18 protein-coding genes, 1 tRNA gene and 1 pseudogene are annotated in these 24,328 nt (G+C 68.6%); 6 read left to right on the top strand and 14 right to left on the bottom strand.

Features of this window, described 5'->3' with window-relative positions:
• Positions 1–818, bottom strand: an 818-nt coding sequence (gene xseA / locus QAA18_RS06870; RefSeq protein WP_279412110.1) for an exodeoxyribonuclease VII large subunit, incomplete at its 3' end; no start/stop codon positions are given.
• A 27-nt stretch (positions 819–845) separates the two neighbouring features.
• On the opposite strand from xseA, the gene ispG reads away from it, so the two are divergent.
• Positions 846–2,099: a flavodoxin-dependent (E)-4-hydroxy-3-methylbut-2-enyl-diphosphate synthase gene (ispG, locus tag QAA18_RS06865; RefSeq protein ID WP_279412109.1), complete on the top strand. Its 1,254-nt coding sequence runs from the start codon at positions 846–848 to the stop codon at positions 2,097–2,099.
• 1 nt (position 2,100) lies between these two features.
• On the opposite strand, the gene QAA18_RS06860 is transcribed toward ispG, so the two are convergent.
• The 13 genes from QAA18_RS06860 to QAA18_RS06800 all read right to left on the bottom strand — a co-directional run bounded on the left by QAA18_RS06860 (position 2,101) and on the right by QAA18_RS06800 (position 14,859).
• Positions 2,101–2,661, bottom strand: coding sequence for a hypothetical protein (locus tag QAA18_RS06860; RefSeq protein ID WP_279412108.1), 561 nt, complete (start codon positions 2,659–2,661; stop codon positions 2,101–2,103).
• Between the two features lie 4 nt (positions 2,662–2,665).
• Positions 2,666–3,598, bottom strand: a complete 933-nt coding sequence (locus tag QAA18_RS06855) for a DMT family transporter (RefSeq protein ID WP_279412107.1) — start codon at positions 3,596–3,598, stop codon at positions 2,666–2,668.
• On the bottom strand, positions 3,592–4,650 hold the full coding sequence (gene murB / locus QAA18_RS06850; RefSeq protein ID WP_279412106.1) for a UDP-N-acetylmuramate dehydrogenase: 1,059 nt from the start codon (positions 4,648–4,650) through the stop codon (positions 3,592–3,594). Before murB ends, QAA18_RS06855 begins: the two co-directional genes overlap by 7 nt.
• On the bottom strand, positions 4,643–5,704 hold the full coding sequence (locus tag QAA18_RS06845; RefSeq protein WP_279412105.1) for a quinone-dependent dihydroorotate dehydrogenase: 1,062 nt from the start codon (positions 5,702–5,704) through the stop codon (positions 4,643–4,645). The genes murB and QAA18_RS06845 overlap by 8 nt, the downstream gene beginning before the upstream one ends.
• A 63-nt stretch (positions 5,705–5,767) precedes the next feature.
• On the bottom strand, positions 5,768–7,300 hold the full coding sequence (locus QAA18_RS06840) for an aldehyde dehydrogenase family protein (RefSeq protein ID WP_279412103.1): 1,533 nt from the start codon (positions 7,298–7,300) through the stop codon (positions 5,768–5,770).
• Positions 7,301–7,322: 22 nt separating this feature from the next.
• Positions 7,323–7,399 (bottom strand) — tRNA-Arg (locus QAA18_RS06835).
• Positions 7,377–8,333, bottom strand: a complete 957-nt coding sequence (locus tag QAA18_RS06830) for a hypothetical protein (protein ID WP_279412101.1) — start codon at positions 8,331–8,333, stop codon at positions 7,377–7,379. Before QAA18_RS06830 ends, QAA18_RS06835 begins: the two co-directional genes overlap by 23 nt.
• Entirely contained in the window at positions 8,330–9,019 is a 690-nt protein-coding gene (locus QAA18_RS06825) for a sulfotransferase (RefSeq protein WP_279412099.1), read from the bottom strand. Before QAA18_RS06825 ends, QAA18_RS06830 begins: the two co-directional genes overlap by 4 nt.
• Before the next feature lie 13 nt (positions 9,020–9,032).
• Complete coding sequence (locus QAA18_RS06820) at positions 9,033–10,277, bottom strand: dicarboxylate/amino acid:cation symporter (protein ID WP_279412097.1); 1,245 nt, start codon at positions 10,275–10,277, stop codon at positions 9,033–9,035.
• Positions 10,278–10,304: 27 nt separating this feature from the next.
• On the bottom strand, positions 10,305–11,153 hold the full coding sequence (locus QAA18_RS06815; RefSeq protein WP_279412096.1) for a MurR/RpiR family transcriptional regulator: 849 nt from the start codon (positions 11,151–11,153) through the stop codon (positions 10,305–10,307).
• 9 nt (positions 11,154–11,162) lie between these two features.
• Positions 11,163–12,272 carry a dipeptide epimerase gene (locus QAA18_RS06810; protein WP_279412095.1) on the bottom strand — a complete coding sequence of 370 codons (1,110 nt, stop codon included), beginning with the start codon at positions 12,270–12,272 and terminating at the stop codon, positions 11,163–11,165.
• Positions 12,269–13,687, bottom strand: coding sequence for an SH3 domain-containing protein (locus QAA18_RS06805; protein WP_279412094.1), 1,419 nt, complete (start codon positions 13,685–13,687; stop codon positions 12,269–12,271). The genes QAA18_RS06810 and QAA18_RS06805 overlap by 4 nt, the downstream gene beginning before the upstream one ends.
• An 11-nt stretch (positions 13,688–13,698) precedes the next feature.
• Positions 13,699–14,859: a DUF819 family protein gene (locus QAA18_RS06800; RefSeq protein WP_279412093.1), complete on the bottom strand. Its 1,161-nt coding sequence runs from the start codon at positions 14,857–14,859 to the stop codon at positions 13,699–13,701.
• 217 nt (positions 14,860–15,076) lie between these two features.
• On the opposite strand from QAA18_RS06800, the gene QAA18_RS06795 reads away from it, so the two are divergent.
• The 5 genes and pseudogenes from QAA18_RS06795 to QAA18_RS06775 all read left to right on the top strand — a co-directional run.
• Entirely contained in the window at positions 15,077–16,507 is a 1,431-nt protein-coding gene (locus QAA18_RS06795; RefSeq protein ID WP_279412092.1) for a transglutaminase domain-containing protein, read from the top strand.
• Positions 16,508–16,562: 55 nt separating this feature from the next.
• Entirely contained in the window at positions 16,563–19,535 is a 2,973-nt protein-coding gene (locus QAA18_RS06790) for a TonB-dependent receptor (protein ID WP_279412091.1), read from the top strand.
• 55 nt (positions 19,536–19,590) lie between these two features.
• Complete coding sequence (gene lysA / locus QAA18_RS06785; RefSeq protein WP_279412090.1) at positions 19,591–20,829, top strand: diaminopimelate decarboxylase; 1,239 nt, start codon at positions 19,591–19,593, stop codon at positions 20,827–20,829.
• Positions 20,826–22,100: a dipeptidase gene (locus tag QAA18_RS06780; protein ID WP_279412089.1), complete on the top strand. Its 1,275-nt coding sequence runs from the start codon at positions 20,826–20,828 to the stop codon at positions 22,098–22,100. The genes lysA and QAA18_RS06780 overlap by 4 nt, the downstream gene beginning before the upstream one ends.
• Before the next feature lie 5 nt (positions 22,101–22,105).
• Positions 22,106–24,301 (top strand): annotated as a pseudogene (locus QAA18_RS06775) (serine hydrolase); the annotation flags it as partial.
• Positions 24,302–24,328: the final 27 nt, after the last annotated feature.

The following is a 24,328-nucleotide window of genomic DNA, read 5'->3' as shown; positions in this document are numbered from 1 at the left end:
CGCCGTGACAGGTCGTCGGCGTGGGGCACCAGCAGCTCCGCCGCCGCCGAGGGCGTGGGCGCGCGCAGGTCGGCGGCGAAGTCCGACAGGCTGAAGTCGGTCTCGTGGCCGATCGCCGAGACGACCGGCACATCCGCCGCCGCGATCGCGCGTGCCAGCGCCTCGTCGTTGAAGGCCCACAGGTCCTCCAGCGAGCCGCCGCCGCGGGCCAGCAGGATCGTGTCGTAGCGCCCGCTGGCCGCGGCCTTGCGCAGCATCGCGGTGATCTGCGCAGCCGCGGTCGAACCCTGCACCAGCACCGGCAGCACCTCGACCTCGACCAGGGGGAATCGCCGCGCCAGCACGCTGAGCACGTCGCGCACCGCCGCGCCGGATGGCGAGGTGATCACCGCCAGGCGGCGCAGGTAGGCGGGCAGGGGGCGCTTGCGCGCAGCATCGAACAGGCCCTCGGCTTCCAGCCGCGCCTTGAGTTCCTCGTAGGCGCGGCGCAACGCGCCTTCGCCGGCCTCCTCCATGTGGTCGAGCACCAGCTGGTAGTCGCCGCGGGCTTCGTACAGGGTCAGCCGGCCGCGGGCGAGCACGCGCACGCCCTCGCGCGGGGCGAACTTCAGCCAGGTGCTCTTTGGCCGGAACATCGCGCACCGGACCTGGGCCCGCGCGTCCTTGAGGCAGAAGTACAGGTGCCCGGACGCCGGCCGCGACACGCCGCTCAGTTCGCCCTCCACCCAGACCAGCGGGAACGCGCCCTCCAGCAGGTCGCGGGCGAGGGTGTTCAGTTGGCTGGGGCTCAGGATTTCGCCGGTGTCCGCGCTGTCCATGCGCTCAGGATAGGCCACAATATGCGCATGAGCAGCATCCCAGCGGACAGTTTCGGCCCTGCGGCCAGGCGTCGCACCCGCCAGGTCCGGGTCGGCAACGTCCTGGTCGGCGGCGATGCGCCGGTCGTCGTGCAGTCGATGACCAACACCGATACCGCCGACGTCGCCGCCACCGTCAGGCAGGTCGCGGAGCTGTGGCGCGCCGGGTCGGAACTGGTGCGCGTGACCGTGAATACGCCCGAAGCCGCGGCTGCGGTGCCCAGGATCGTCGAGCGCCTGAACATGATGGGCGTCGAGGTGCCGGTCATCGGCGACTTCCATTACAACGGCCACCAGCTGCTGGCCAATGAACCGGCCTGTGCGCAGGCGCTGGCCAAGTACCGCATCAATCCGGGCAACGTCGGTTTCGGCCGGAAGCGCGACACCCAGTTCGCGCAACTGGTCGAATTCGCCATCCGCTACGACAAGCCGGTGCGCATCGGTGCCAACTGGGGTTCGCTCGACCAGTCGCTGGCGACGCGGCTGATGGACGAGAACGCGCAGCGGGCCGATCCCTGGGATGCGGGCCGGGTGCTGCGCGAGGCGCTGATCCTGTCGGCGCTGGAATCGGCGCAGCGGGCGGTGGAACTGGGCCTTCCGCCGGATCGCATCATCCTTTCGGCCAAGGTCAGCGGCGTGCAGGAACTGATCGCGGTCTACCGCGACCTGGCCGCGCGCAGCGACTTCGCGTTGCACCTGGGCCTCACCGAGGCCGGCATCGGCAGCAAGGGCATCGTCGCCTCCAGCGCCGCGCTGGCGGTGCTGCTGCAGGAAGGCATCGGAGACACCATCCGCATCTCGCTCACGCCCGAACCCGGCGGCGCGCGCACGCAGGAAGTCGTGGTCGCGCAGGAGCTGCTGCAGACCCTGGGCCTGCGCGCGTTCACGCCCATGGTCACCGCCTGCCCGGGTTGCGGCCGCACCACCTCGGAGTTCTTCCAGGAACTGGCGCGGGTGGTGCAGGAGCACGTGCGCGCGAAGATGCCGGAGTGGCGCATCAGCCACCCCGGCGCGGAGAACCTGACCCTGGCGGTGATGGGTTGCGTGGTCAACGGCCCCGGCGACTCGCGCCACGCCAACATCGGCATCTCGCTGCCGGGCACCGGCGAGGCGCCGTCTGCGCCGGTGTTCGTCGATGGAGAAAAGACCGTGACCCTGCGCGGCGACAACATCGCCGCCGAGTTCGTCGCCCTGGTGGACGACTACGTCGAGCGGCGGTACGCGGTGCAGCCGGGCGGCTGAATCAATTCTTCGGCAGGTATTGCGCCGGAAGCTTCAGCGTCTCGTTCTCGGCCTGCCACATCAGCGACACGATCCACCAGCGCTTGCCGTCGTGCATGAGCTGGATGGTGTTGATGCCGCGCATCGCGTGGTCGTCGCCGGCGACGGTGCCTTCGTAGGTACTGAACACGTGGGCGATGTTGCCGAATTGTTCGGTACGTCGCGCCAGCTCCTTCTCGGTGAAACCACGTTCGACCAGGAACGGCCCGGAAGTGGCGATGTAGTCGTTGGGCTCCAGGAAGCGCATGCCGGCGCTGCCGTCGGGGCGCACGCCCACCGGCATCAGCCGGCCGGTGGGAACGAACAGCGAGCGCATCCGGTTCCAGTCGCGGGCCTGGCCCACCGGCCCGGAGATCACGTCGTACAGCGCCGCGATGATCGCGTCGATGCTGGCCACGTCGGCGTCGGCGGCGGCCGGCACGTTGAAGTTCACCGGTTGCGCGGGCGGCGCGGCCGGCGCGGGCTGCTGCGCGAACGCGGGGGCGGCGGCAAGGGCGGCAAGCAGCATCAGGGTGGCGCGCATGGGATCACTCTCCTGGTTTGGCCGCTTCCACCGGGGCGGTGGTGGCGGCGCGGCGGGACAACTGGGCTTCGCGATGGGCAATGTAACCGTTGGCGCCGAAGATGATCAGCGCGCCGGCGATTGTCCACGCGCTGATGACCTCGCCGAACAGCAGCCAGGCCAGGAACGTCACCAGCGGCAGCTGCATGAAGCTGATCGGGGTCAGCGCCGACACCTCGCCGAGTTTCAGCGCCCGGGTCCAGAACAGCTGGCCGCCGGTGCCCATCACGCCGATCGCCGCCAGCCACAGCCAGTCGAGGCCCTGCGGCCATTGCCAGGCGAACAGCGCCGGCACCAGCGACAGCGGCACCCAGAACACATAGGTGTAGAACACGATCGTATCGGGCGCATCAACCCGTGACAGCTGCTTGATCTGGATCGCGACCACGCTGCTCAGCACCGCCGCCAGCACCGCCACCAGCGAGCCTGCGCTGAAGCCCTCGGTGCCCGGGCGCACGATCACCATCACGCCGATGAAACCCAGCAGCACGGCGGTCCAGCGCCGGCGCCGCACGATCTCGCCCAGCCAGATCACCGCGAAGATGGTGACGAACAGGGGCGCCGAGTACGACAGCGAGATCGCCTGCGCCATCGGCAGGTGGCCGATGGCCCAGAAGCCGCACAGCATCGAGGCCACGCCGATCAGGCAGCGCACCAGGTAGCGCGGCAGCTGCTGCGTGCGGAACACGGCCCGGCCGCTGCGGTGCAGGAACGGCAGCAGCGCCAGCAGGCCGAAGAAATTGCGGAAAAAGGCGATCTCCACTGTGGAGATGCCCGCATCCGACGCGATCCGGATCGCCACCGCCATCAGCCCGAAGAAGGTGGTGCTGAGCAGCATCAGGCCGGCGGCCTTGAGGAACGGCGCCGGCTGTTCGCTACGCGCGGGCGTGTTCACCATGTTGCTCCGACGATCCGCGGTTCCGGCTCCAGGCTCACGCCGAAGCGATCGTGCACCGATGCCGCGATGCGCCGCGCCAGCGACAGCAGTTGCCCGCCGCTGGCGCCGCCGTGGTTGACCAGCACCAGCGCGTGGCTGGCCGCGACGCCCGCGTCGCCGTCGCGGTGCCCCTTCCAGCCGCAGGCATCGATCAGCCATGCCGCGGAGAGCTTGCGGACGGCATCGTCGCCGGTGGGGAAGACGGGCAGGGCCGGATTGCCGGCCTTCAGTGCCCGGGCCTGCGCCGCCGGCATCATCGGATTCTTGAAGAAGCTGCCGGCATTGCCGATCACCGCCGGGTCGGGCAGCTTGCGCCGCCGAATCCGGCACACGGCTTCGGCCACCTGCGATGCGCGCGGTGCGCCTACGATGCCCATCGCCGCCAGTTCCTCGCCGATGCCCGCATAGTCCAGGCGCACACGTGCGGCACGCCTGAGCGCGAACTCCACCGCGGTCACCACGTAGCGCCCGGGTTCGCGCTTGAACACGCTGTCGCGGTAGCCGAAACCGCATTCCCCCGCGGAGAGCCGGCGCAGCGCGCCGGTGGCGCGTTCGAAGGCTTCGACGACGTGGATGTGCTCGCGCACCTCCACGCCATAGGCGCCGATGTTCTGGATCGGTGCGGCGCCTACCGTGCCGGGGATCAATGCCAGGTTCTCCAGCCCGGCCAGGTCGTGGCCCAGCGTCCACAGCACCAGGTCGTGCCATCCGCCGCCGGCGTCGGCGCGCACGATCGCGCGGTCGCCGTCGTCGTCGGTGATCGCCATCGCCCGCGTGTCCAGGGCCAGCACCGCCCCCGGCGCATCGCCGGCGAACAGCAGGTTGCTGCCGCCGCCGAGCACCAGCAGCGCGTCGTCGCGTAGCATCCGCTGCCCGAGCAGGTCGGGCAGCACGGAAGCGTCGGTGACCTCGACCAGCATCGGCGCGCGCGCCGGCACGCCGAAGGTATTGCGCGCCTGCAGCGGCGCATCCTCGCTGATCCGGCAGCCCGGCAGGCGTGCGGCCTCACTCATCGGGCGGCAGCGTCCCCCGGCTCGGTGCTTCCTTGCGCCGGCGCATCGCATCGACGCATTCGCCGACCAGGACGGGGCCGCGGTACACCAGGCCGGTGTAGAGCTGCACCAGGTTCGCGCCGGCTGCCGTCTTCTTGACCGCGTCCGGGCCGCTCATGATGCCGCCGACGCCGATCAGCGGGATCGACTCGGGCAGCCGCGTGCGCAGCATGCGCAACACCGCGGTGGACTTGTCCATCAACGGCGCGCCGGACAGGCCGCCGGTTTCCCTGGCTTTCGGGTCGTCCTGCACCGCCAGCCGCGAGACCGTGGTGTTGGTGGCGATCACGCCGTCCACCTGCAGGTCGCCCAGCACCCGGCCGGCGGCCTCGATGTCGTCGTCCGAGAGATCCGGGGCGATCTTGACCAGCATCGGCACGCGCTTGCCGTGCTGCGCGCCCAGGCGCTCCTGCGCCTCGCGCAGGGTCGAGACCAGCCGCCGCAGCGCCTGCTCCTCCTGCAGCTCGCGCAGGCCCGCGGTGTTGGGCGAGGACATGTTGACGGTGACGTAGTCGGCCAGCGGATACACCCGCTCCAGGCAATGCAGGTAGTCGCCCTCGGCGAAGTCGTTGGGCGTGTCCTTGTTCTTGCCGATGTTGATGCCCAGCAACGCGTGGCCCTTGCGCTGCGCGCGCTCGACGTTGCGCACCAGGACGTCGACGCCGTCGTTGTTGAAGCCCAGCCGGTTGATCACCGCCTGGTGCTTCGGCAGCCGGAACATGCGCGGCTGCGGATTGCCCGCCTGCGGCCGCGGCGTCACCGTGCCGACCTCCACGAAGCCGAACCCCAGCCCCATCAGCGCATCGATGTGCGCCCCGTTCTTGTCCAGCCCCGCCGCCAGCCCCACCGGATTCGGGAATTCCAGCCCCAGCAGCTTGGTAAGCAAAGGGGCCGGCCGCGTTGCGACCAGCCCCCCCAGTCCCGCCCGATGCACGGCCTCGAGCGAGCGCAAGGTCATCCCGTGCGCGCGCTCGGCCTCGAGTGAGAACAGTAGAGGTCGCAGCACCGAATACATCAAGTCAGCCTCGCTGCCGCCATTCCCTGTTCCCCATTCCCGCTCTTCATTCCCGCCCTTGCATCAAAGGTCGAACTTGATCCCCTGCGCCAACGGCAACGAATCCGAATAATTGATCGTATTCGTCTGCCGCCGCATGTAGGCCTTCCACGCGTCCGAGCCCGATTCCCGGCCACCGCCGGTTTCCTTCTCGCCGCCGAAGGCGCCGCCGATCTCGGCACCGGACGTGCCGATGTTGACGTTGGCGATGCCGCAGTCCGATCCCGAGGCGGCCAGGAACTTCTCCGCGGACTTCAGGTTGTTGGTGAAGATCGCCGACGACAGGCCCTGCGGCACGTCGTTCTGCATGTGGATCGCGTCATCCAGGTCCTTGTACTTCATCACGTACAGGATCGGGGCGAAGGTCTCGGTCTGCACGACTTCGGCATCGTTGGACAGGCCGGTGACGATGGTCGGCAGCACGAAGTTGCCCGCGCGCTCGATGGCCGCGCCGCCGGTCTCGACCTTGCCGCCGGCCGCCTTGGCCCTGGCGATCGCGTCGAGGTAGGCCTGCACCGCGTCCTGGCTGTTGAGCGGACCCATCAGGTTCTTCGGGTCGGTCGGGTCGCCGATCTTGCCCTCGACCTGCTTGTACGCCGACACCAGCTTGCCCAGCACGTCGTCGTAAATGGATTCGTGCACGAACAGGCGGCGGGTGGTGGTGCAGCGCTGGCCGGCGGTGCCGACCGCGCCGAACACGATGCCCGGGATCGCCAGCTTGAGGTCCGCGGTCTCGTCGAGGATGATCGCGTTGTTGCCGCCCAGCTCCAGCAACGAGCGGCCCATGCGGCGCGCGACGCGCTCGCCGACCATGCGGCCCACCTTGGTCGAGCCGGTGAACGAGACGAGCGCGATGCGCTTGTCGTCGACGAAGCCCTGGGCCAGGTCGCTGCCGGCGTCGTTGAACAGGAAGAACAGGTCCGGGAAACCGCCCTTCTTCAGCGCTTCGTTGCAGATGCGCATCGACGCGATCGCCGACAACGGGGTCTTCGGCGAGGGCTTCCAGATCGAGATGTCGCCGCACACCGCGGCCACGAACGAGTTCCAGGCCCAGACCGCGACCGGGAAGTTGAACGCCGAGATGATCCCGACGATGCCGATCGCGTGCCACTGCTCGTACATGCGGTGGCCCGGGCGCTCGGAGTGCATGGTCAGGCCGTACAGCTGGCGCGACAGGCCCACGGCGAACTCGCCGATGTCGATCATCTCCTGCACTTCGCCGTCGCCCTCGGGCTTGGACTTGCCCATCTCCAGCGCGACCAGGGAGCCCAGCGCGTCCTTGTGCGCGCGCAGCGCGTCGGCGCACAGGCGGATCGCTTCGCCGCGGCGCGGGGCGGGGGTGCTGCGCCACACCTTGAAGGCGGCCTGGGCGCGCTCGACGATGGTGTCGTAGTCCTCCTGCGAGGACGCCTGGACCCGCGCCAGCACCTTGCCGTCGGTGGGGTTCACCGGCTCCAGCACGCCCGCGTCGCGGGTCGTGGACCACTCCCCGTTGCCGAGGAAGGTGCCGGACTCGTTGTCGCCGAGGCCGAGGGCAGTAAGGACGGGATGGGTCATTGCGTTGCTCCGATGGGTGTCTTGGCGCCCCCGGCGCGATTCGAACGCACGACCTTCCCCTTAGGAGGGGGACGCTCTATCCAGCTGAGCTACGGGGGCGGTTGCCTTGGGTGGCAGAACCCCCATTATCGCAGGATCCGTCGCCGAGTACCGCCAATCCGGCGTGGTATTCGGGCGACAACCAGCCTTGGTACTCGGGCAGCGGCGGGTCGCTGGCGAAGGCGCGGCCCCGGATCCGCTCGTATTCGGCCGCCATCCGCGGCCAAGGATGCTCGGCCCGCGGGACATTGGTGGCAACGCCGCCATGGAACTGGTGGAAGGTGGCCTCGCCCAGCAGCATCACCGGTTCGACCCCCGGCAACGCATGCGCGCGATTGAAGAAATCCAGGTTCGCCAGGCCGCCGCCGGGACTGTCGAAACGCTCGTCGAGGCCGCCCAGGGCCCGGTAGTCCTCGCGGCGCAGGGCGAAGCAGTTGCTTTCGCTCAGCCGGGAGAAGAAGCCGTTGTGCGAGGAATAGGCCACGCTGGAGGCCCGGAACAGGCGGTAACCCTGGCCGCGCCAGTCGATCGATTCCAGCAGCGCGTCCTCGACCCGCTGGTCGTAGCCATCCTCCATCGACTCGTTCTGCGGCTTCGGCCCCAGGTGCATGCCCAGGGTGTAGACGAAGGGGCGATGGTGCGACGCCAGCGCCGCCAGGGCATGGTGCAGCAGCCCGGGCGACAGCATCCGGGCGCCGTCGATGCAGACCATCAGCCATTGGCCGCGTGCCGTGGCCGCGGCGTGGTTGATCGCCGCGCAGGGCGACGGCCCGCCGCGCTCGATACGGAGGTAGTGGAAGTTCGGACCGTGCACGATGACGTCGGCAGGGTCCAGCGGGGCGCTGGAGCCGTTCTCGACCGCGAGCACTTCATAGTCGACGGCATCGACGCCGCGCTGGTAGTCGGGCGAGAGCGTGTGCAGGGTGCGCGCCGCCTCCCGGCGCATGTCGTGGAAGTTCACGACCACGCTCAGGCGCGGCGTCGTTGCGCTCATGCCAGGGCGAGCCCGAGCAGGCGGCGATGCACCGCTTCCACCGGTCCGGGCAGGGCGGTCGTGGCGTCCGCGGCCTGGTTGCGCAGCCCGCGTTCGAAGAACTCGTCGGCTGGCGCGAGACCCAGGCCCAGCCCGGCCGAGATCGCCTCGATGCCGCGGCGGTAGTCGTCCTCGTCGGCGTCGAAGTCCAGGAGCGGAAACGGGGCCCGGTCATGGCAATCGAGCAGGCGCTGGTTGTATTCGCGCCAAAGCTCCATCCCGCGGTCCAGGCTCATCGACCGATCGCGCGCGGCCAGCGAGCGTGCCACCGCCAGCGGATGGCGGAAGGTCCCGACCAGGCGCGCGTCGGAAAGGGCTTCGCGCCAGAACGCCAGGGTCAGCAGCGTGCGCGGATCCTTGAATCCCCAGGGGCGCCGCCCGTCGCCGCGCAAACCGGCGACCAGGGCGTCGCGTTCGTGCGCATGCGCGGCCGACCAGGCCAGCCTTGCCGGCGGCCGGTCCCAACTGCCGCCGCTGTACGCGAGCACCGCATCGTTCAGGTCCATGACCTGTTGGTTCTCTCGATTGCCCTTTTGGGTGTATGGGCGCGATTCGTACACCTGGCCCAGGTGCAGCCCGCGCTGCTGCAGGCTGCCGGCGAGGCAGCTCGTCCCGCTGCGGTGCATGCCGAGGACGAGGATGGCCAAGGCGGCCTCGACGTCAGTCCGTGTCGGCGCGGGTCTTGCGCACGACCACGCTGGTGGCGGCCATGTCGGCGCTGACGTTGCCCACGGTGGCGAATACGTCCGGGATGGTGTCCACCGCCAGCAACAGGCCCAACGGCCCCGGCGGCAGGCCCATCGCGGTAGTGACCGGCAGGTTGGTGGCCATGAAACTCACCTGCCCGGGCAGGCCCACCGAACCCATGCTGATCAGCACCGACAGGGCGGCGCCGGTGGCCAGCTGGGCCGGGGTCGGGTCGATGCCGAAGGCCCAGGCGATGAAACAGGCCGTGGCCATGTACTGGATCGGGCTGGTGATGCGGAACAGCGAGACGGCCATCGGCAGCACCAGCGAGGCGACCTCGCGTGGGTAGCCCAGGTTGCGGTCCACGCTCTGCAGCATCGCCGGCAGCGAAGCCAGCGAGGACTGGGTGCTGGCGGCCACCGCCTGCGGCGGCAGCAGCGCCATGGCGAAGCGGCGCAAGCGCTCGCCGCCCCACAGCACCGCCAGCGGCAGCATCAGCACGGTCGCGGCCAGGTACAGCACGCATTCCAGCGCGATGTAGATGCCCAGCGCGCTGATCATGCCCAGGCCCGAACGCGCGCACACCGCCAGGATCAGGGCGAACACGCCCGCCGGCGCGGCCCACAGCACCCAGCGCACGATCACGATCATCGCGTCGGCGATGGCCTGGAAGAAGTCCACCATCTTCGCGCGGTGGTCGGGCCCGATCCGGGTCAGGGCGAAACCGAAGAACAGCGCGAACACGACCAGCGGCAGCATCGCGCTGGCCGCGGCGGCGGCGATGGCGTTGCTCGGCACCATCGATGTCAGGGAATCGGCCCAGCTCGCGGGCGCGACGCTGGCCACGGCGCTGTCGCCGCCCGATGCCTGGTGCAGGGCCGCGGCCAGTTCGGGATCCGGGGTGAACAGCGACAGCAGCGCCGGCGCCGCGATGGCCGCGAACGCGGCGGCCCCGGCCAGGATGGCCAGGAACACCAGGATCGCGCGTCGCGCCACCCGGCCGGAGGCCGCGGCGTCGCTGGCGGTGTTCACGCCCACGATCACCAGCGCCAGCACCAGCGGCACCACCGTCATCTGCAGCGCGTTGAGCCACAGCTTGCCGAAAGGCTGCACAATGTCGGCCACCCGCACGCCCGTCGCCGGATCGAGCCAGGCCAGCAGCAGGCCGAGGATGGCGCCGGCGGCCAGGCCGGTCAGGATGCGTGCGGTTGCGCTCATGCAGTGTTGCCCATGCGTGTGTGGTGGTCAGGATTCGAGGAGCGGCAGGATCCGCTCCAGGTTGGCGAGCAGCCGCGCATGGCGTTCGCCGTCGGCCTCGCACAGGGTCACGAACAGCACGTCGAGCAGGTGCTGCAGCGCCGAGTGGTAGAGCAGGGGTTCGATGTGCGCGCGTTCGTCGTGGGCCGACACCAGCAGGGCGATGTCGGCATGCGCGCGCAGCGCGTTGGAAGTGTGGCGGGTGATCGTGATCACCTTGCCGCGCTGCTCGCGGAAATAGCGGCAGATCTGGCACAGCGCCGGTTGCTTGCCGTGCTCGGAGAACACCAGCAGCACGTCGCCGGGGCCGGCGGCGGACATGCTCGCGGTCATGTGCGCCGGATCGAAGTTGTGCACGCTGAGGATGCCCAGCAACGACAGTTTCAGCGCCAGGGCCCGCGCGTGGATGTCGTCCTCGCCCAGGCCGATGATGAAGACTTCGCGTGCGTCCGCGATCGTCGCGGCGGCCGCTTCGATCGCATCGGGCGGGTTGATCAGCCGGGTCGCTTCCTCGGCCTCGGACTTGTGCTTCCACAGGCTCGAGGCAAGGGTGGACTTGCGGTCCTGCGGCGTGGATTCGGCGGCGACCTCGCCGTTGCCGTTGTCGGCGCGCACCAGCGCTTCGCCGACCGAGAACTTGAGGTCCGGGTAACCCTTGAACCCCAGCTTCTGGCAGAACTTGACCACGCTGGACTGGCTGATTCCCAGTGCGTTGGCCAGTTGCTGCGACGAGTAGTCGCGCAGCAGTTGGGCGTTTTCCAGCACGAAGTCGGCGATGCGCCGCTCGATCGCCGACATCCTGTCGCGTTCGGAGCGGATCTTCACCAGCGCCGACATAGGCAAGCCTCAGGCGGCCTTTTCGCCGGCGATCGGACTCAGGCCGCGGATCTCCTTGATCCCCAGGCCCGGGCGGTCGGTCACCGTGATCTCGGACTCGTTGAACAGCACGCCGCCGTCGACGGGGTCGAACTGGCACAGCGAAGGGCCGTCCAGGTCGACCTTGGTGATCACGTCGGACTTGGCCACGGCCAGGTGCACGGCGGCGCCCACGCCGATGCTGGACTCCAGCATGCAGCCGATCATGCAGTCGATGCCGTGCATTCCGCAGATGTCGGCGATGCGCACGGCATTGGAAATGCCGCCGGTCTTCATCAGCTTGATGTTGACGATGTCCGCCGCGCGCATCCGGATCAACTCGATGACCTCCATCGGGCCGAACACGCTCTCGTCGGCCATCACCGGAGTATGCACGCGCTCGGTGACGTAGCGCAGCCCCTCCAGGTCGTGCGCCTTGACCGGCTGCTCGACCAGTTCCAGCTTGACCCCGGCATCCTCCAGGGTCTGCAGTGCGTACACCGCCTGCTTGGCGCTCCAGCCCTGGTTGGCGTCCAGGCGGAGCAGGGCGCGGCCCTCGACAGCGGCATGGATCGCCTTGGTCCGCTCGATGTCCACGCCGATGTCCTTGCCGACCTTGATCTTCAGCGACTCGAACCCGCGTTCCACCGCGGCGATCGAGTCGGCCACCATCTTGTCGATGTAATCGACGCTGATGGTGATGTCGGTGGTGATCACCGGGTCGCCGCCGCCCAGCAGCTTGTACAGCGGCGCCCCGTAGAGCTGTCCCCACAGGTCGTGCACCGCGATCTCGACGGCGGCCTTGGCGCTGGAGTTCTTCTCCATCGCGCCCTGCACCAGGTGGGTGATGCGGTTGAGGTTGGCGATGTCCTGCCCGATCAGCCGTGGCGAGATGTAGTGGCGCACCGCGTCGACGATGGAGCCGTGGGTGTCGCCGGTGATCACGGCGGTGGCGGGCGCGCTGCCGTAACCGACCTGGCCGGTGTCGGTGTGCACCATCACCACCACGTCCTCGACCTGCTCGACGGTGCGCAGGGCGGTCTTGAAGGGCGTTTTCAACGGCACGCGGAGCATGCCGAAGCGGATATCGGTGATTTTCATTTCTGCCTCGCCACGCGGACGATATTGGTGATGCGGTCGACGTAGTCGTGGTCCTTGCCGAAGCGCAGCGGCAGCAAGGGCGTCAGCGACACGCCATTGAGGTGCATCGAATGGATTTCCCCATCGGCGCCGAGGTAGCTGCCGCCGTTGGTGTCGTGGATCACGTAGGGCATGCCGTCGATGTCGCCGACGTACATCATCACGTGGCCGGGGATGTAGATCAGGTCGCCCACGTCGAGCGCGGCCACGGCGGCCATGCGCTTGTCGCGGGCGTCGCCGGCTTCGAAGTGGATGCGCTGGAACGCCGGGCTCACCGACTGCGCGCTGGTGTTGCGCGGTAGCTGCACGCCCATGCTGCGGTAGATCTCGGAGACGAAGCCGCTGCAGTCGCGGGCGTTGTACGAATGCCCCCAGCCGTAGCGCTCGCCCAGGAACTTGAACGCCTGGGTGATCAGGTTGGCGCGGGTCAGCGGCAGGTAGTCGGCTTGGGTGTCGGCGATCTTCTGCAGCAGGGCCGGCGCGAAGGCCAGCTTGCCGTCGTCGCCGCGCATCGGCAGTTCGACGATCCAGGAGGCATACGGATGCTGGCCGTTGACGGGCTTGTCGGCGGCCACGTTGGCCAGCGGGACGCGCACCCCCATGTCGAGCTGGCGCTCGGACAGCTGCGGCTGCTCGGGGGTGAACACGGTCTCCACCTTGCTGCCGGTCACCACCCGGTACGGCGCCTTGTCGGCGTACGCGAACACGGCGTCGCGGTCGCCCTCGGCCACTGCGTCAGCCGCGATCCACGCCGCGTAGCGCGGGCTGACCACGAACAGCCATTGGCCGTCCTTGCTGGCGTGCACGATCGCCACCGGCGTGCCCGGGAACAGCGCGCTTTCCTGGAAGCGGTCGATGTCGGTGTCGCCGGCGTTGCTGAACACGCGCAGGTCGGTCGGGAACGTGCGCAACGCCGAGCGGTGCAGAACCATGCCGAAGCGGGTGGTCTGCGATGCCGGCACCGCGTCGAGCGCCAGGTTGGCGACCAGCGCATCGAGGCTCGCTTCCGGCACGCGGACGCCATCGAGGTCGTAGCGTGGGCGTTCCGGCCGCCCGGACAGGTTTTCGATCCAGCCGCGCACGGTGTTGCCGTCCAGCGTCGCGGGCAGGGCGCGCAGGTCGTGCATGGACTTGTCCGCGCGCACGAGCTCCGCGTTCTGCGCATCGATCGCGGCGCGATCCATCAGCACCTGGTCGGGGTGTTGCAGGCGCGACACCCAGAAGCCGGGCGAGAAATAGGCGTCCTGGACGCCGATGACGCCGTGGGCGGGAACCGGCAGCGTTGCCGTCGAAGCGTCGCGTGCGCTGGCCGGGGCAACGGCCAGCAGCGCCAGCGCGAGTGCCGGGGCGAGGACGGAAACGGGAAGGCGCAACATGCTGGATTACCTCAAAAGACGGGCACGGGAGCGAGGGAGGACAGCACCGTGGCCATCAACAGGCCGAAGCCGGTACCAAGGATATAGCCAAGCAGGGCCAGCAGCACCGCCACCGGCACCAGCGACGCGGAGTACGTCGCGGCCAGCACCGGGCACGCGGCCACGCCGCCGACGTGCGCGAGCGAGGAAATTCCGCACAGGTACATGTCGAAGTGGAACAGTCTTGCCATCGCCAGCATCAGCACGGCGTGGATGGCCAGGATGCTGGCCCCGGCCAGCAGGTAGAGCGGGGCGGTGGAAATGCCGCTGAAGTTGCTCTGCGAGGCCATCACCGCGACCACGAAGATAAGCAGCGCGCTGGAGATCTGGCTGGCGCCGGGAAAGCGCGCCAGTGGCGTGTGCGCGATCACCAGGCCGATGACGGTGGCGATCATGATCGTCCAGGTGGTGGCGCTGATCATGCCGGATGTGGGCAGCAGCGTCGCCAGCGTCGCGGACACCACGGTCGCGCCGATCGCCATGGCCAGCCACAGCAATACCGCGTCGCCGGTCACCGGGCCGGTGGTGCGCACGGACGCCACGATCGTGTCGGCGCTCGAGCGCGCGCGCGTCCAGCGGTTGAACGCGGGCGCCAGCCTGGCCACCGAGAACAGCAGCGCCACCCACATCGAGTAGCACACCGCATCGGTGAGAAGCGCCAGTGCCAGCGCATCATCGGACATGCCGATCGACTGCTTGACCGCGACCAGGTTCGCGGTGCCGCCCATCCAGCTCCCGCTGACCGCGGCCAGCGGCTGCCAGCCATCCGCCGGCAACCAGTGCCGGATGGCCAGGTAGGTCAGCACGAAGCCCGCGAACAGGCTGAGGGTGGTGCAGAAGAACACCGCGAGCACCCGCGGCCCCAGCGCGAAGATCGCGCGCAGGTCGCAGTTGATCATCAACAGGAAGATCAGCGCCGGTACCAGCTGCCGGATCAGCGTGCCCTGCGCGGTCTTGATCTCCGGCGTCACCTGCCACAGGCCGATCACCGCCAGCGCGGTGATCGACAGGTACACCAGGACGATCGGCGGGAATACGGAAAAGAACTTCCATCCGGTGCGCCGTTCGAGTGCCGGGAAGATGCCCGCCGCCAGCAGCATTACTGCCAGGTAGGGCCACACCGTCTGGATCATTCAATCCCCTTTATGTCGCACCGCAACATCATTTTACAGCGCACGTCGCCGCCGAATTTTGTGCAGTGCGGAATAGCTGATTCGTAAAACTTATACGCTAAGAATAAATTATTGACCAGTCCTCGGACGCATGTTACACAGGCATGGAATCGCCGAAGCGGGGGAGACGCGCGGGGTGCAACATCTGATCGTCCACACTGTTCGCAACCAGGTTGCAATGCGACGCAAGTCTTTGCGCGTTGCAGCATTGCTGTTGTTGCTGACCGGTGGCGTGGCGGTCGCGATTGCCGCGGCGTCCGATGCGAACAACGACATCCTGCAATCGGTCATCGCCCGGGTGGACGCAGGCGACTTCGCCGCGGCCGAAGCGGCGATCGCTTCGGCACTGGCCACCGCCGCGCCGGCGCAGGCCCGCGAACTGGAATACCAGCGCGAGCGCATGCGCCGCATCCGCATGGACTTCGACCACGACGTCGACGACGTGCGCGAGCGCGTGCGCCGGCAGATCCCGGACCTGACCGAAGAGGAGTTCGCGCGCTGGGACGCGCAAGGCCTGTTCGAGCGCATGGACATCGACGGCCAGCGCTTCTACTTCGATCGCACCGCATCCAACCTGTTCCGCATCAGCGCCGAGGCGCGCGCGCGACGGGCCGATCCCAGGCCCTTCGTGCAGAGCCCGCTGGAGTCGGTGCATCCGCACCACCGAGCGGTGGTGGCCGGCACTGCCACGCCCAACCGCGTGCGCATCGTGCAATCCCTGTCCGTGGACGCCGATGCGGTACCCGCCGGCGAAACCGTGCGCGCCTGGATCCCGTATCCGCGCGCGATCCCCGGCCAGCAGGAAGACATCGTCTTCGTCGCCAGCGAGCCGGCCGAACATGTGCTGGCACCCGAGTCCGCGTTGCAGCGGACCATCTATTTCGAGAAGCCGGCCGTGGCCGGCGAGAAGACCGCGTTCCAGGTCACCTACGAACTGACCATCCACCCACGCCGCGTCGAGGTCGACGCCGACAAGGTGGTGCCCGCCGAGACCACCGCCGAACTCGCGCCGTTCGTGGCCGAGCGAGCGCCGCACGTGGTGTTCACCGACGACCTGCGCGAGTTCTCGCGCCAGGTAGTGGGCGACGAGAAGAACCCGTGGAAGGTCGCGCAGAAGCTGTTCGCCGCGGTCGACCGCATTCCGTGGGCCGGCGCCCGCGAGTACTCCACCATCACCAACATCAGCGACTACGCGCTGCATGCCGGCCATGCCGACTGCGGCCAGCAGACGCTGCTGCTCGTCGCGCTGCTGCGACTCAATGGAATCCCGGCGCGCTGGCAGTCGGGGATGATGTTCGCCCCGAATGGTTACTGGAACCTGCACGACTGGGGCCAGCTCTACATCGCGCCCTACGGCTGGATGCCGATGGACGTCACTTTCGGCCGCCTCGACGACGCGGATCCCGCGGTCGCCGGCTTTTACCTGGGCGGCCTGGATGCCTGGCGCATCGCCTTCAACGACGACTACAGCCGGCCGTTCGAGCCGGCCAAGACCCATTTCCGCTCCGAGACGGTGGACCTGCAGCGCGGGGAAGCCGAATGGCGCGGAGGCAACCTGTACTTCGACCAGTGGGACTACGACTTCGTAGCCACGCCACAACAACCATGAGCACCGGGGAGAGGATATGAGCAGCACCCGCAACTTGCGCAAGTCAGTACTTTGCATGGCGATGGGCGTCTGCCTGTCGTCGATGGCCCTCGCGCCGGCGTTCGCGCAAAGCGCTACGGGTGCGGTGGCAGGCCGTGCCGATGCCGGCACGCAGGTCACGCTGGTCAACAGCGCGACGGGCCTGTCGCGGTCGGTCACCGTGAACGCCGACGGCAGCTACCGCGTCGCACAGCTGCCGGTTGGCGACTACACCCTGCAGGTCACGCGGGACGGCCAGACCGTGGGTTCGCCCATTTCCGTGGCCGTTTCCCTGGGTGGCACCACGTCGGTCAACCTGGACAGCAGCGGTGGCTTGGTGAACCTGGAAGCGATCGAGGTCGTCGGCTCCCAGGTGATCAACCGCGTCGACGTCTACTCCACCGAGTCGGCCACCAACGTGACCCGGGAGGAGCTGGCGCGACTGCCCGTGGACCAGAGCCTGGGTTCCGTGGCGTTGCTGGCTCCGGGCGTGGTGTCTTCCGGCGCCACCTTCGGCGGCCTCAGCTTCGGCGGTTCGTCCGTGGCGGAAAACGTGGCCTACATCAATGGCCTTAACGTGACCGACCCGTACCGCCGGCAGGGCTTCTCGTCGGTGCCGTTCGCGTTCTACGAAGAGTTCCAGGTCAAGACCGGCGGCTACTCGGCCGAGTTCGGCCGCAGCACCGGCGGCGTGATCAACGCCGTGACCCGCTCCGGCGGCAACGAGTTCCATGCGGGCGCCCAGGTCACCCTCGAGCCGCGCGCATGGGTGGCCGACAAGAAGGATCATTTCCATTCCGACGGCACCGTCGACGAACGCAACCTCACCAGCCGCGACGGCGGGTCGTTCTACAAGGCCAACGTGTGGGCGTCCGGTCCCCTGATCAGGGACAAGCTGTTCTTCTTCGCCATGTACGAGGTCCGCGACAGCAACCCGAAGGACATCGACGAGACCGAAGCCTGGATCACCGAGAGCAACAACGACTTCTGGGGCGGCAAGATCGACTGGCAGATCAACGACAACCACCTGCTGGAGTTCCTGGCGTTCTCCGACAAGGCCGACTCCGAGACCGGAAGCTACCTGTACGACTGGGAGAGCGCGGCGCTGGGCGAGAAGACCGGCGAGAGCACCTCGGGTTCCGGTGGCGACAACTGGTCGGTCACCTACACCGGCCACTTCGGCGACAACTTCACCGCCAAGGCGATGTATGGCGAGAACGAGCGCAGCGCGACCGGCGGCAGTCCCTGGGACGCGGGCTGCAGCATCGTCAGCCGCGACAGCGAATACACCCGCCTGTTCGGCCCGGCGACCCAGCCCGAGGGCTGCCACCCGACCAACAGCAGCGTGAGCAGCCGCGTCGACACGCGCGAGTCGGCCCGCCTGGACTTCGAGTGGACGCTCGGCGACCACCTGCTGCGCTTCGGTGCGGACCAGGAAGTGATGGACTCCGACAGCCTCAGGATCTACCCGGGCGACGGCGTGAGCTACACCATCAAGGGCATCGAGGCCGACGAACCGGATCGCGAGCTGCCCAACGACGCGGACATTCCCCTCGGCGTCACCGCCTATGTCGACGCGCGGCGCTATATCACCGGTGCCCCGGTCTCGACCGAAGCCCAGGCGATCTATCTCGAGGACAACTGGCAGATCACCCCGAACCTGTTGCTGAACCTTGGCGTGCGCGCCGACAAGTTCCACAACAAGCTGGCTTCGGGCGCGACCTTCGCCAAGTCCGATTTCGGCGACATGATCGCGCCGCGCTTCGGCTTCAGTTGGGATATGCGGGGCGACGGCACCACCAAGCTGTTCGGTAACGCCGGCCGCTACTACATTCCGATCACCAACAAGCTGACCGACTACTTCGGCGGCGGCACCACCGACGAGCACACCTACTACGTGTTCAACGGCTGGACCGAGCAGATCGATCCGGTTACCGGCAACACCTACCTGGCGCCGAACATCGGCGCGCAGATCGGTCCGGTGAACACCACCGGCAACGTGCCGGCGCCGACCGACATGCGGACCGCGGTGGCCCGCGACCTGAAGCAGGTCTACCAGGACGAGTTCATCCTCGGCTTCCAGCAGGCGATCGACCAGGCCTGGTCGTGGGGCGTGAACGCCACCTATCGTGAAGTCAACCGCGCGGTCGAGGACGTGCGCATCAACCACGTCGAAGGCTGCCCGTGGTACTCGGGCGACTGGCCGATCATCAACCCGGGCGAGACCAACACCCTGTGGTGCCCGACCACCGAGGAATGGGTGACCTTCGACAGCTCCGAGGACGGCTACCAGGCCACCGGTAGTGGCGCCATCATGGGTTACAAGCGTCCCAAGCGCACCTACAAGGCCCTCGAGTTCCAGCTCGACCGTGCGTGGGACGACAAGTGGGCGTTCAACGCCAGCTACCTGCTGTCGTACTCGGAAGGCAATATCGAAGGACCGGTGAACTCCGATACCGGTTACAACGACACCAACCTGGTGCAGTTCTACGACCACCCGGCCGTCAATGAACGCTATGGCGTCCTGTTCAACGACTCGCGCCACCAGTTCAAGTTCCGCGGCAGCTACAAGCTCAACGAGATGTGGACCTTCGGCGCCACGGCTTCGGCGCGCTCGGGCGGCCCGATCACCGCGTTCGGCGTGCGCTGGCCCAACGACAACCGCAGCGCCGGCGGCCCCGGCGAGTTCAGCGGCGGCGGTTCCGGCTGGCTGTGCGTGTCGGGTTGCGGCGACTACACCACCCGTGAGCTCGTCTACAGCGAGCGTGGCGCGTTCGGCCGCATGCCGTGGGTCTACAACGTCGGTGCCAACGTGACCTGGACGCTGCCGGTCGAGGGCGTGGACCTGAAGGCGCGCTTCTCCGTCTTCAACCTGTTCAACAACCAGACCGTCATCAACGTCCACTCGCGCTACGAGAGCACGCCGGGCAACAAGATGCCGTACTTCGGCGAAGGTACCGTGTGGCAGTCGCCGCGGTACATGCAGCTCGTCGTGACCTACAACTACTGAGCCATACCCCCTCGGCGGCCCGCTGGTCGGGCCGCCATTTTTTTGGGCGAAGACAATGAATTTCGAAGGCGTCGACCTCGAGGCACTGGCACGGCGCGAGGGCACGCCGCTTTACGTCTACTCGAGCGCAGCGATCCACGGCCGCCTGCAGGGATTGCAGTCCGCACTGCACGGCATGGACGCGCTGGTCTGCTACGCGGTCAAGGCCAACAGCAACCAGGCGATCCTGCAACTGATGGCCGATGTCGGTGCGGGCGCCGACATCGTTTCCGGCGGCGAGCTCCGGCGCTGCCTGCGCGCCGGCATTCCGGCGGACCGGATCGTGTTCTCCGGCGTCGGCAAGCGCGCCGACGAGATCGAGCAGGCGCTGGACGCGGGCGTGGCCCGCTTCAACGTCGAATCGCGCGCCGAACTCGAGCTCATCCAGCAGATCGCCGCCGCGCGCGGCGAGGTCGCGCGCGCCTCGGTACGCATCAACCCGGACGTGGACGCGCTGACCCACGCCAAGATTTCCACCGGCAAGTCCGAGAACAAGTTCGGCGTGTCCATCACCGAGGCGCGCTCGTGGTTCGCCACCTCCGGCGAGCGGCCGGCCGTGCGCCTGGACGGGCTGCACATGCACATCGGCTCGCAGATCCTGAACATGGCGCCGATCCGCGAAGCCCTGCAGCGCATGGCCGCGTTCTGGCGCGAGCTCGAGGCCGCGGGACACGCCATCGCCAGCATCGACGTGGGGGGCGGCCTGGGCGTGCGCTACCGCGAGGGCGAACAGGCCTTGCCGGCCGCCGACTACGTGGCCGAAGTGCGCAGCGCCCTGCACGGCTTCAAGGGCCGGATCCTGCTCGAGCCGGGGCGTTACCTGGTGGCGGAGGCCGGCGTGCTGCTGACCCGCGTGTTGCTCACCAAGCATGGCGAGCAGCGCGACTTCCTGGTCCTGGACGCGGCCATGAACGACCTGCTGCGGCCCAGCCTGTACGACGCCTGGCACGACATCGAACGCATCGGCGACAACGCCGGGCGTCCCACGGTGGCCTATGACGTGGTGGGCCCGGTGTGCGAGACCGGCGACACCTTCGCCCTGGGCCGCTTGCTGCCGCGCTGCGACGCCGGCGACCTGGTGGCCATCCGTGGCGCCGGCGCCTACGGCGCGTCGATGGCCTCCACCTACAACTCGCGCCCGCTGCCGGCCGAAGTGCTGGTCGACGGCGGCCGCTACGCCGTGGTCCGGCGCCGGCAATCGTTCGATGAGATGATCGCCGGTGAACGACCGGCCACCGACTGGGAGAGACCATGACCGTACGCAAGCACTGCCTCGCCGCCGCATTGTCGGCCCTCGTCCTGGCCGGTTGCGCCGCCGAACCCGCCCAGCAGGCGGCCGACGCCGCGCCCGCGGCCGCAGCCGCAGAGCCCGTCGACATCCTCACCATCGACACCCACGTCGACATCCCGCTGGACTACATGCGCGATCCGCGCTTCGACGTCGGCACCGACACGCCGCTCCAGGTCGACCTGGGCAAGATGGAACGCGGCGGGCTGGACGCGGCGTTCTTCGTGATCTACGTGGGGCAGGGGCCGCTGACGCCGGAAGGCTATGCGAAGGCCGTGGCCCAGGCCGAACGCAAGTACTCGGCGATCGAGATGATGCTGGAGAAGTATCCCGACCGGATCCGCGCGGCGACCACCCCTCAGCAGGTGCGCGACAACCATGCCGCCGGCCTGCTCTCGGCCATGATCGGCATCGAGAACAGCTACTCGCTGGGCCATGACCTGGCGCGCATCGACGCCGCGTACGCGCGCGGTGCGCGCTACCTGGGCCTGGTCCACGCCGGCAACAACGACCTGTGCACCAGCTCCGCGCCGAACGTCGAGCGCGGCGAACCGGAATGGGGCAGCCCGGGCGATACCGGCATGAGCGACTTCGGCCGCCAGGCCGTGGCCCGCGCCAATGCGCTGGGCATGATGGTCGATGTATCCCATGCCTCCGACAACTGCATGCGCGACGCGCTCGAGGTGTCGAAGGCGCCGATCATCGCGTCGCACTCCTCGGCGCGCGCGCTGGTCGACCACAAGCGCAACATCCCCGACGACATCCTGCGCGCCATCGGCGAGAAGGGCGGCGTGATCCAGGCCGTGGCCTACAAGGAATTCGTCACGCACGACCCGGCGCGCGCGGCCGCGGAGACGGCGCGGCCGGCCGAAGGCGCGACGCTGGCGGGCGACGCCGAGTACGACGACAGCAAGCACGACTCGCTCCCGGCCATGGCCGAAGGCATGGCCAGGATCCAGCAGGAACACCCGCTGGCCACCGTCCAGGAGTACGTCGACCACATCGAGCACATCGCCAAGGTCGCCGGCATCGACCACGTCGGCATCGCCGCCGACTTCGACGGCGGTGGCGGCGTCACCGGCTGGATGGACGCCACCGAGACCGGCAACGTCACCGCCGAGCTGCGCAAGCGCGGCTTCAGCGACGCCGACATCGCCAAGATCTGGGGCGGCAACCTGCTGCGCGTCTGGCAACAGGTCATCGACGTCGCTGCCGCCGACAGCACGGCCACGGAGTAATTGCCATGACGAGGAGCCTCGCTCTCGCACTGTTCCTGTTCATGGGAGCGGCGGCAGCCGCGGCTCCCACCACCGGCAACGGCGCCACGCCTGCGGGCGCCGACCCGATGCTCGACGCCACCGTCGAGGCCGCCATAGAACGCTACGACCTGCCCGGCATCGCCGTCGGGGTGATCGAGGACGGCAAGGTCGTCTACGCGCGCGGCTTCGGCGAGACCGTCGCCGGCAGCGGTGATCCGGTCACCACGGACACGCTGTTCAAGATCGCCTCCAACTCCAAGGCGATGACCGCCACGGTGCTGGCGCGGCTGGTCCAGGCCGGCAAGCTGCGCTGGGACGACCCGGTGTCGAAGCACCTGCCGGACTTTGCGATGCACGACCCGGCGACCACGCGCGAGATGACCGTCGCCGACCTGCTGGTGCACAACAGCGGCCTGCCTGAGGGTGGCGGCGACCTGATGCTGTGGCCGGAGCCCAACCTGTTCACCCGCGGCGACATCATCCACGGCCTGCGCTACATCAAGCCGGCCTACGGCTTCCGCGCGGGCTACGCCTACGACAACCTGCTGTACGTGGTCGCCGGCGAAGTCGCGGCCGCGGCCGGTGGCGCCTCGTACGAGGAACTGGTGCGCCGCGAGATCTTCGAGCCGCTCGGCCTGGAAGGCTGTCGGGTCGGCGAGTTCAGTCGCGCCGAAGCCGGCAGCGTCGCCCAGCCGCACTGGCACGATGGCGAGCGCAGCCTGCCGATGCGGCAGGATCCGGCGATCGTGCCGGCGATCACTTCCGCCGCGGCCGGCGGCATCCGTTGCGGCCTCGACGACATGCTCGCCTGGGCCATGAACTGGCTGGCCCCGACCCCGGCGCAGCTCGAGTGGCTGGGCCCGGAACAGCGCGCGGAAATGTGGAAGCCGCGCACGCCGATGCCGTTGTCGCAATTCCGCCGCGACATGGACGGCACCACCCACTACGACTACGCCTTCGGCTTCCGCCTGGCCGACGTCGACGGCCAGGAAACCGTGTCGCATACCGGCACGCTGGGCGGCATGTACTCGATGATGATGCTGGTGCCCGGCAGCAAGTCCGGTTTCGTGTTCATGATCAATGGCGCCGGCAGCCGCGCGCGCACCGTGCTGGGCACGGCGTTGACCAAGCTGTTCACCGCTCCCATGGACGAGCGCGGCTTCGACGATTTCGCCGATGCGATCTACGGCCCTAGGGACGCGCCGGCCACCGCCGAAGCCGCGGACGCGGCGCCCGCGCTGCCCGATCCGGCGGCGCGCAAGCCGGTGTCGGCCGCCGAAATGAAGGAGTGGCTCGGCACCTGGCGCGATCCCTGGTTCGGCGAAGTGCGCATCTGCCCGGTCGGCGACGGCGTGGAATGGCGCTCGGCCAAGTCGCCGAAGATGCACGGCATGGTCTCGACCCTCGAGGGCCGCCACTTCCTGCACTGGGACGACCCGGGCGTCGACATGGACGCCTGGCTGGACTTCTCCGGCGAAGGCGACGGCCGCCGCCTGCACATGGCCAAGCTCGATCCGGACGGCGACTTCAGTTCGGACTACGAGGACCTCGCGTTCGCCCGCGTGGGCGGCTGCACGCCGCAGCTCTCGCCGGCAAAGACCATGGACGAGGCGGGCCTGGTCGACATCCGTGCCTACGTGCCCGACATCGACCAGGACATCAAGTACTACGGCAACGACAACTTCGTCGGCGCGCCCGTCGACGGCTACGGCGCGCCGCGCTGCTTCCTCAAGGAACAAGTGGCGCAGGCCCTGGCGAAGGTCGAGCGCGACCTGCGCGGGCAGGGCATGCGACTGCGCCTGTTCGATTGTTACCGGCCGGCGCGCGCGGTCGCCCACTTCGTGCGCTGGGCGCACGACCTGTCCGACCAGCGCACCAAGCCCGCGCACTACCCGGAACTGGACAAGACGAAGCTGCTCGACGGCTACATCGCCGAGTCCTCCGGCCACAGCCGCGGCGCCACCCTCGACCTGACCGTGCTGCGCTGCGACGATCACGGCACCGGCTGCACGCCGCTCGACATGGGCACCGACTTCGACTACTTCGGCACCCGCGCCAACACCGACAGCGACGAGGTCGACGCCACCCGGCGCGCCAACCGCGACGTGCTGCGCAAGGCGATGTCCGCGCACGGCTTCGCCAACTATCCGCTGGAGTGGTGGCATTACACCTTCAAGCCAGAACCGACCCCGGGAACCCTGTATGAC

It is taken from the genome of Luteimonas sp. 8-5, from assembly GCF_029763755.1.
Lineage (GTDB): Bacteria > Pseudomonadota > Gammaproteobacteria > Xanthomonadales > Xanthomonadaceae > Cognatiluteimonas.
Note: the sequence above shows the minus strand (reverse complement) of the source record. Positions and strands in the feature narration are given on the sequence as shown.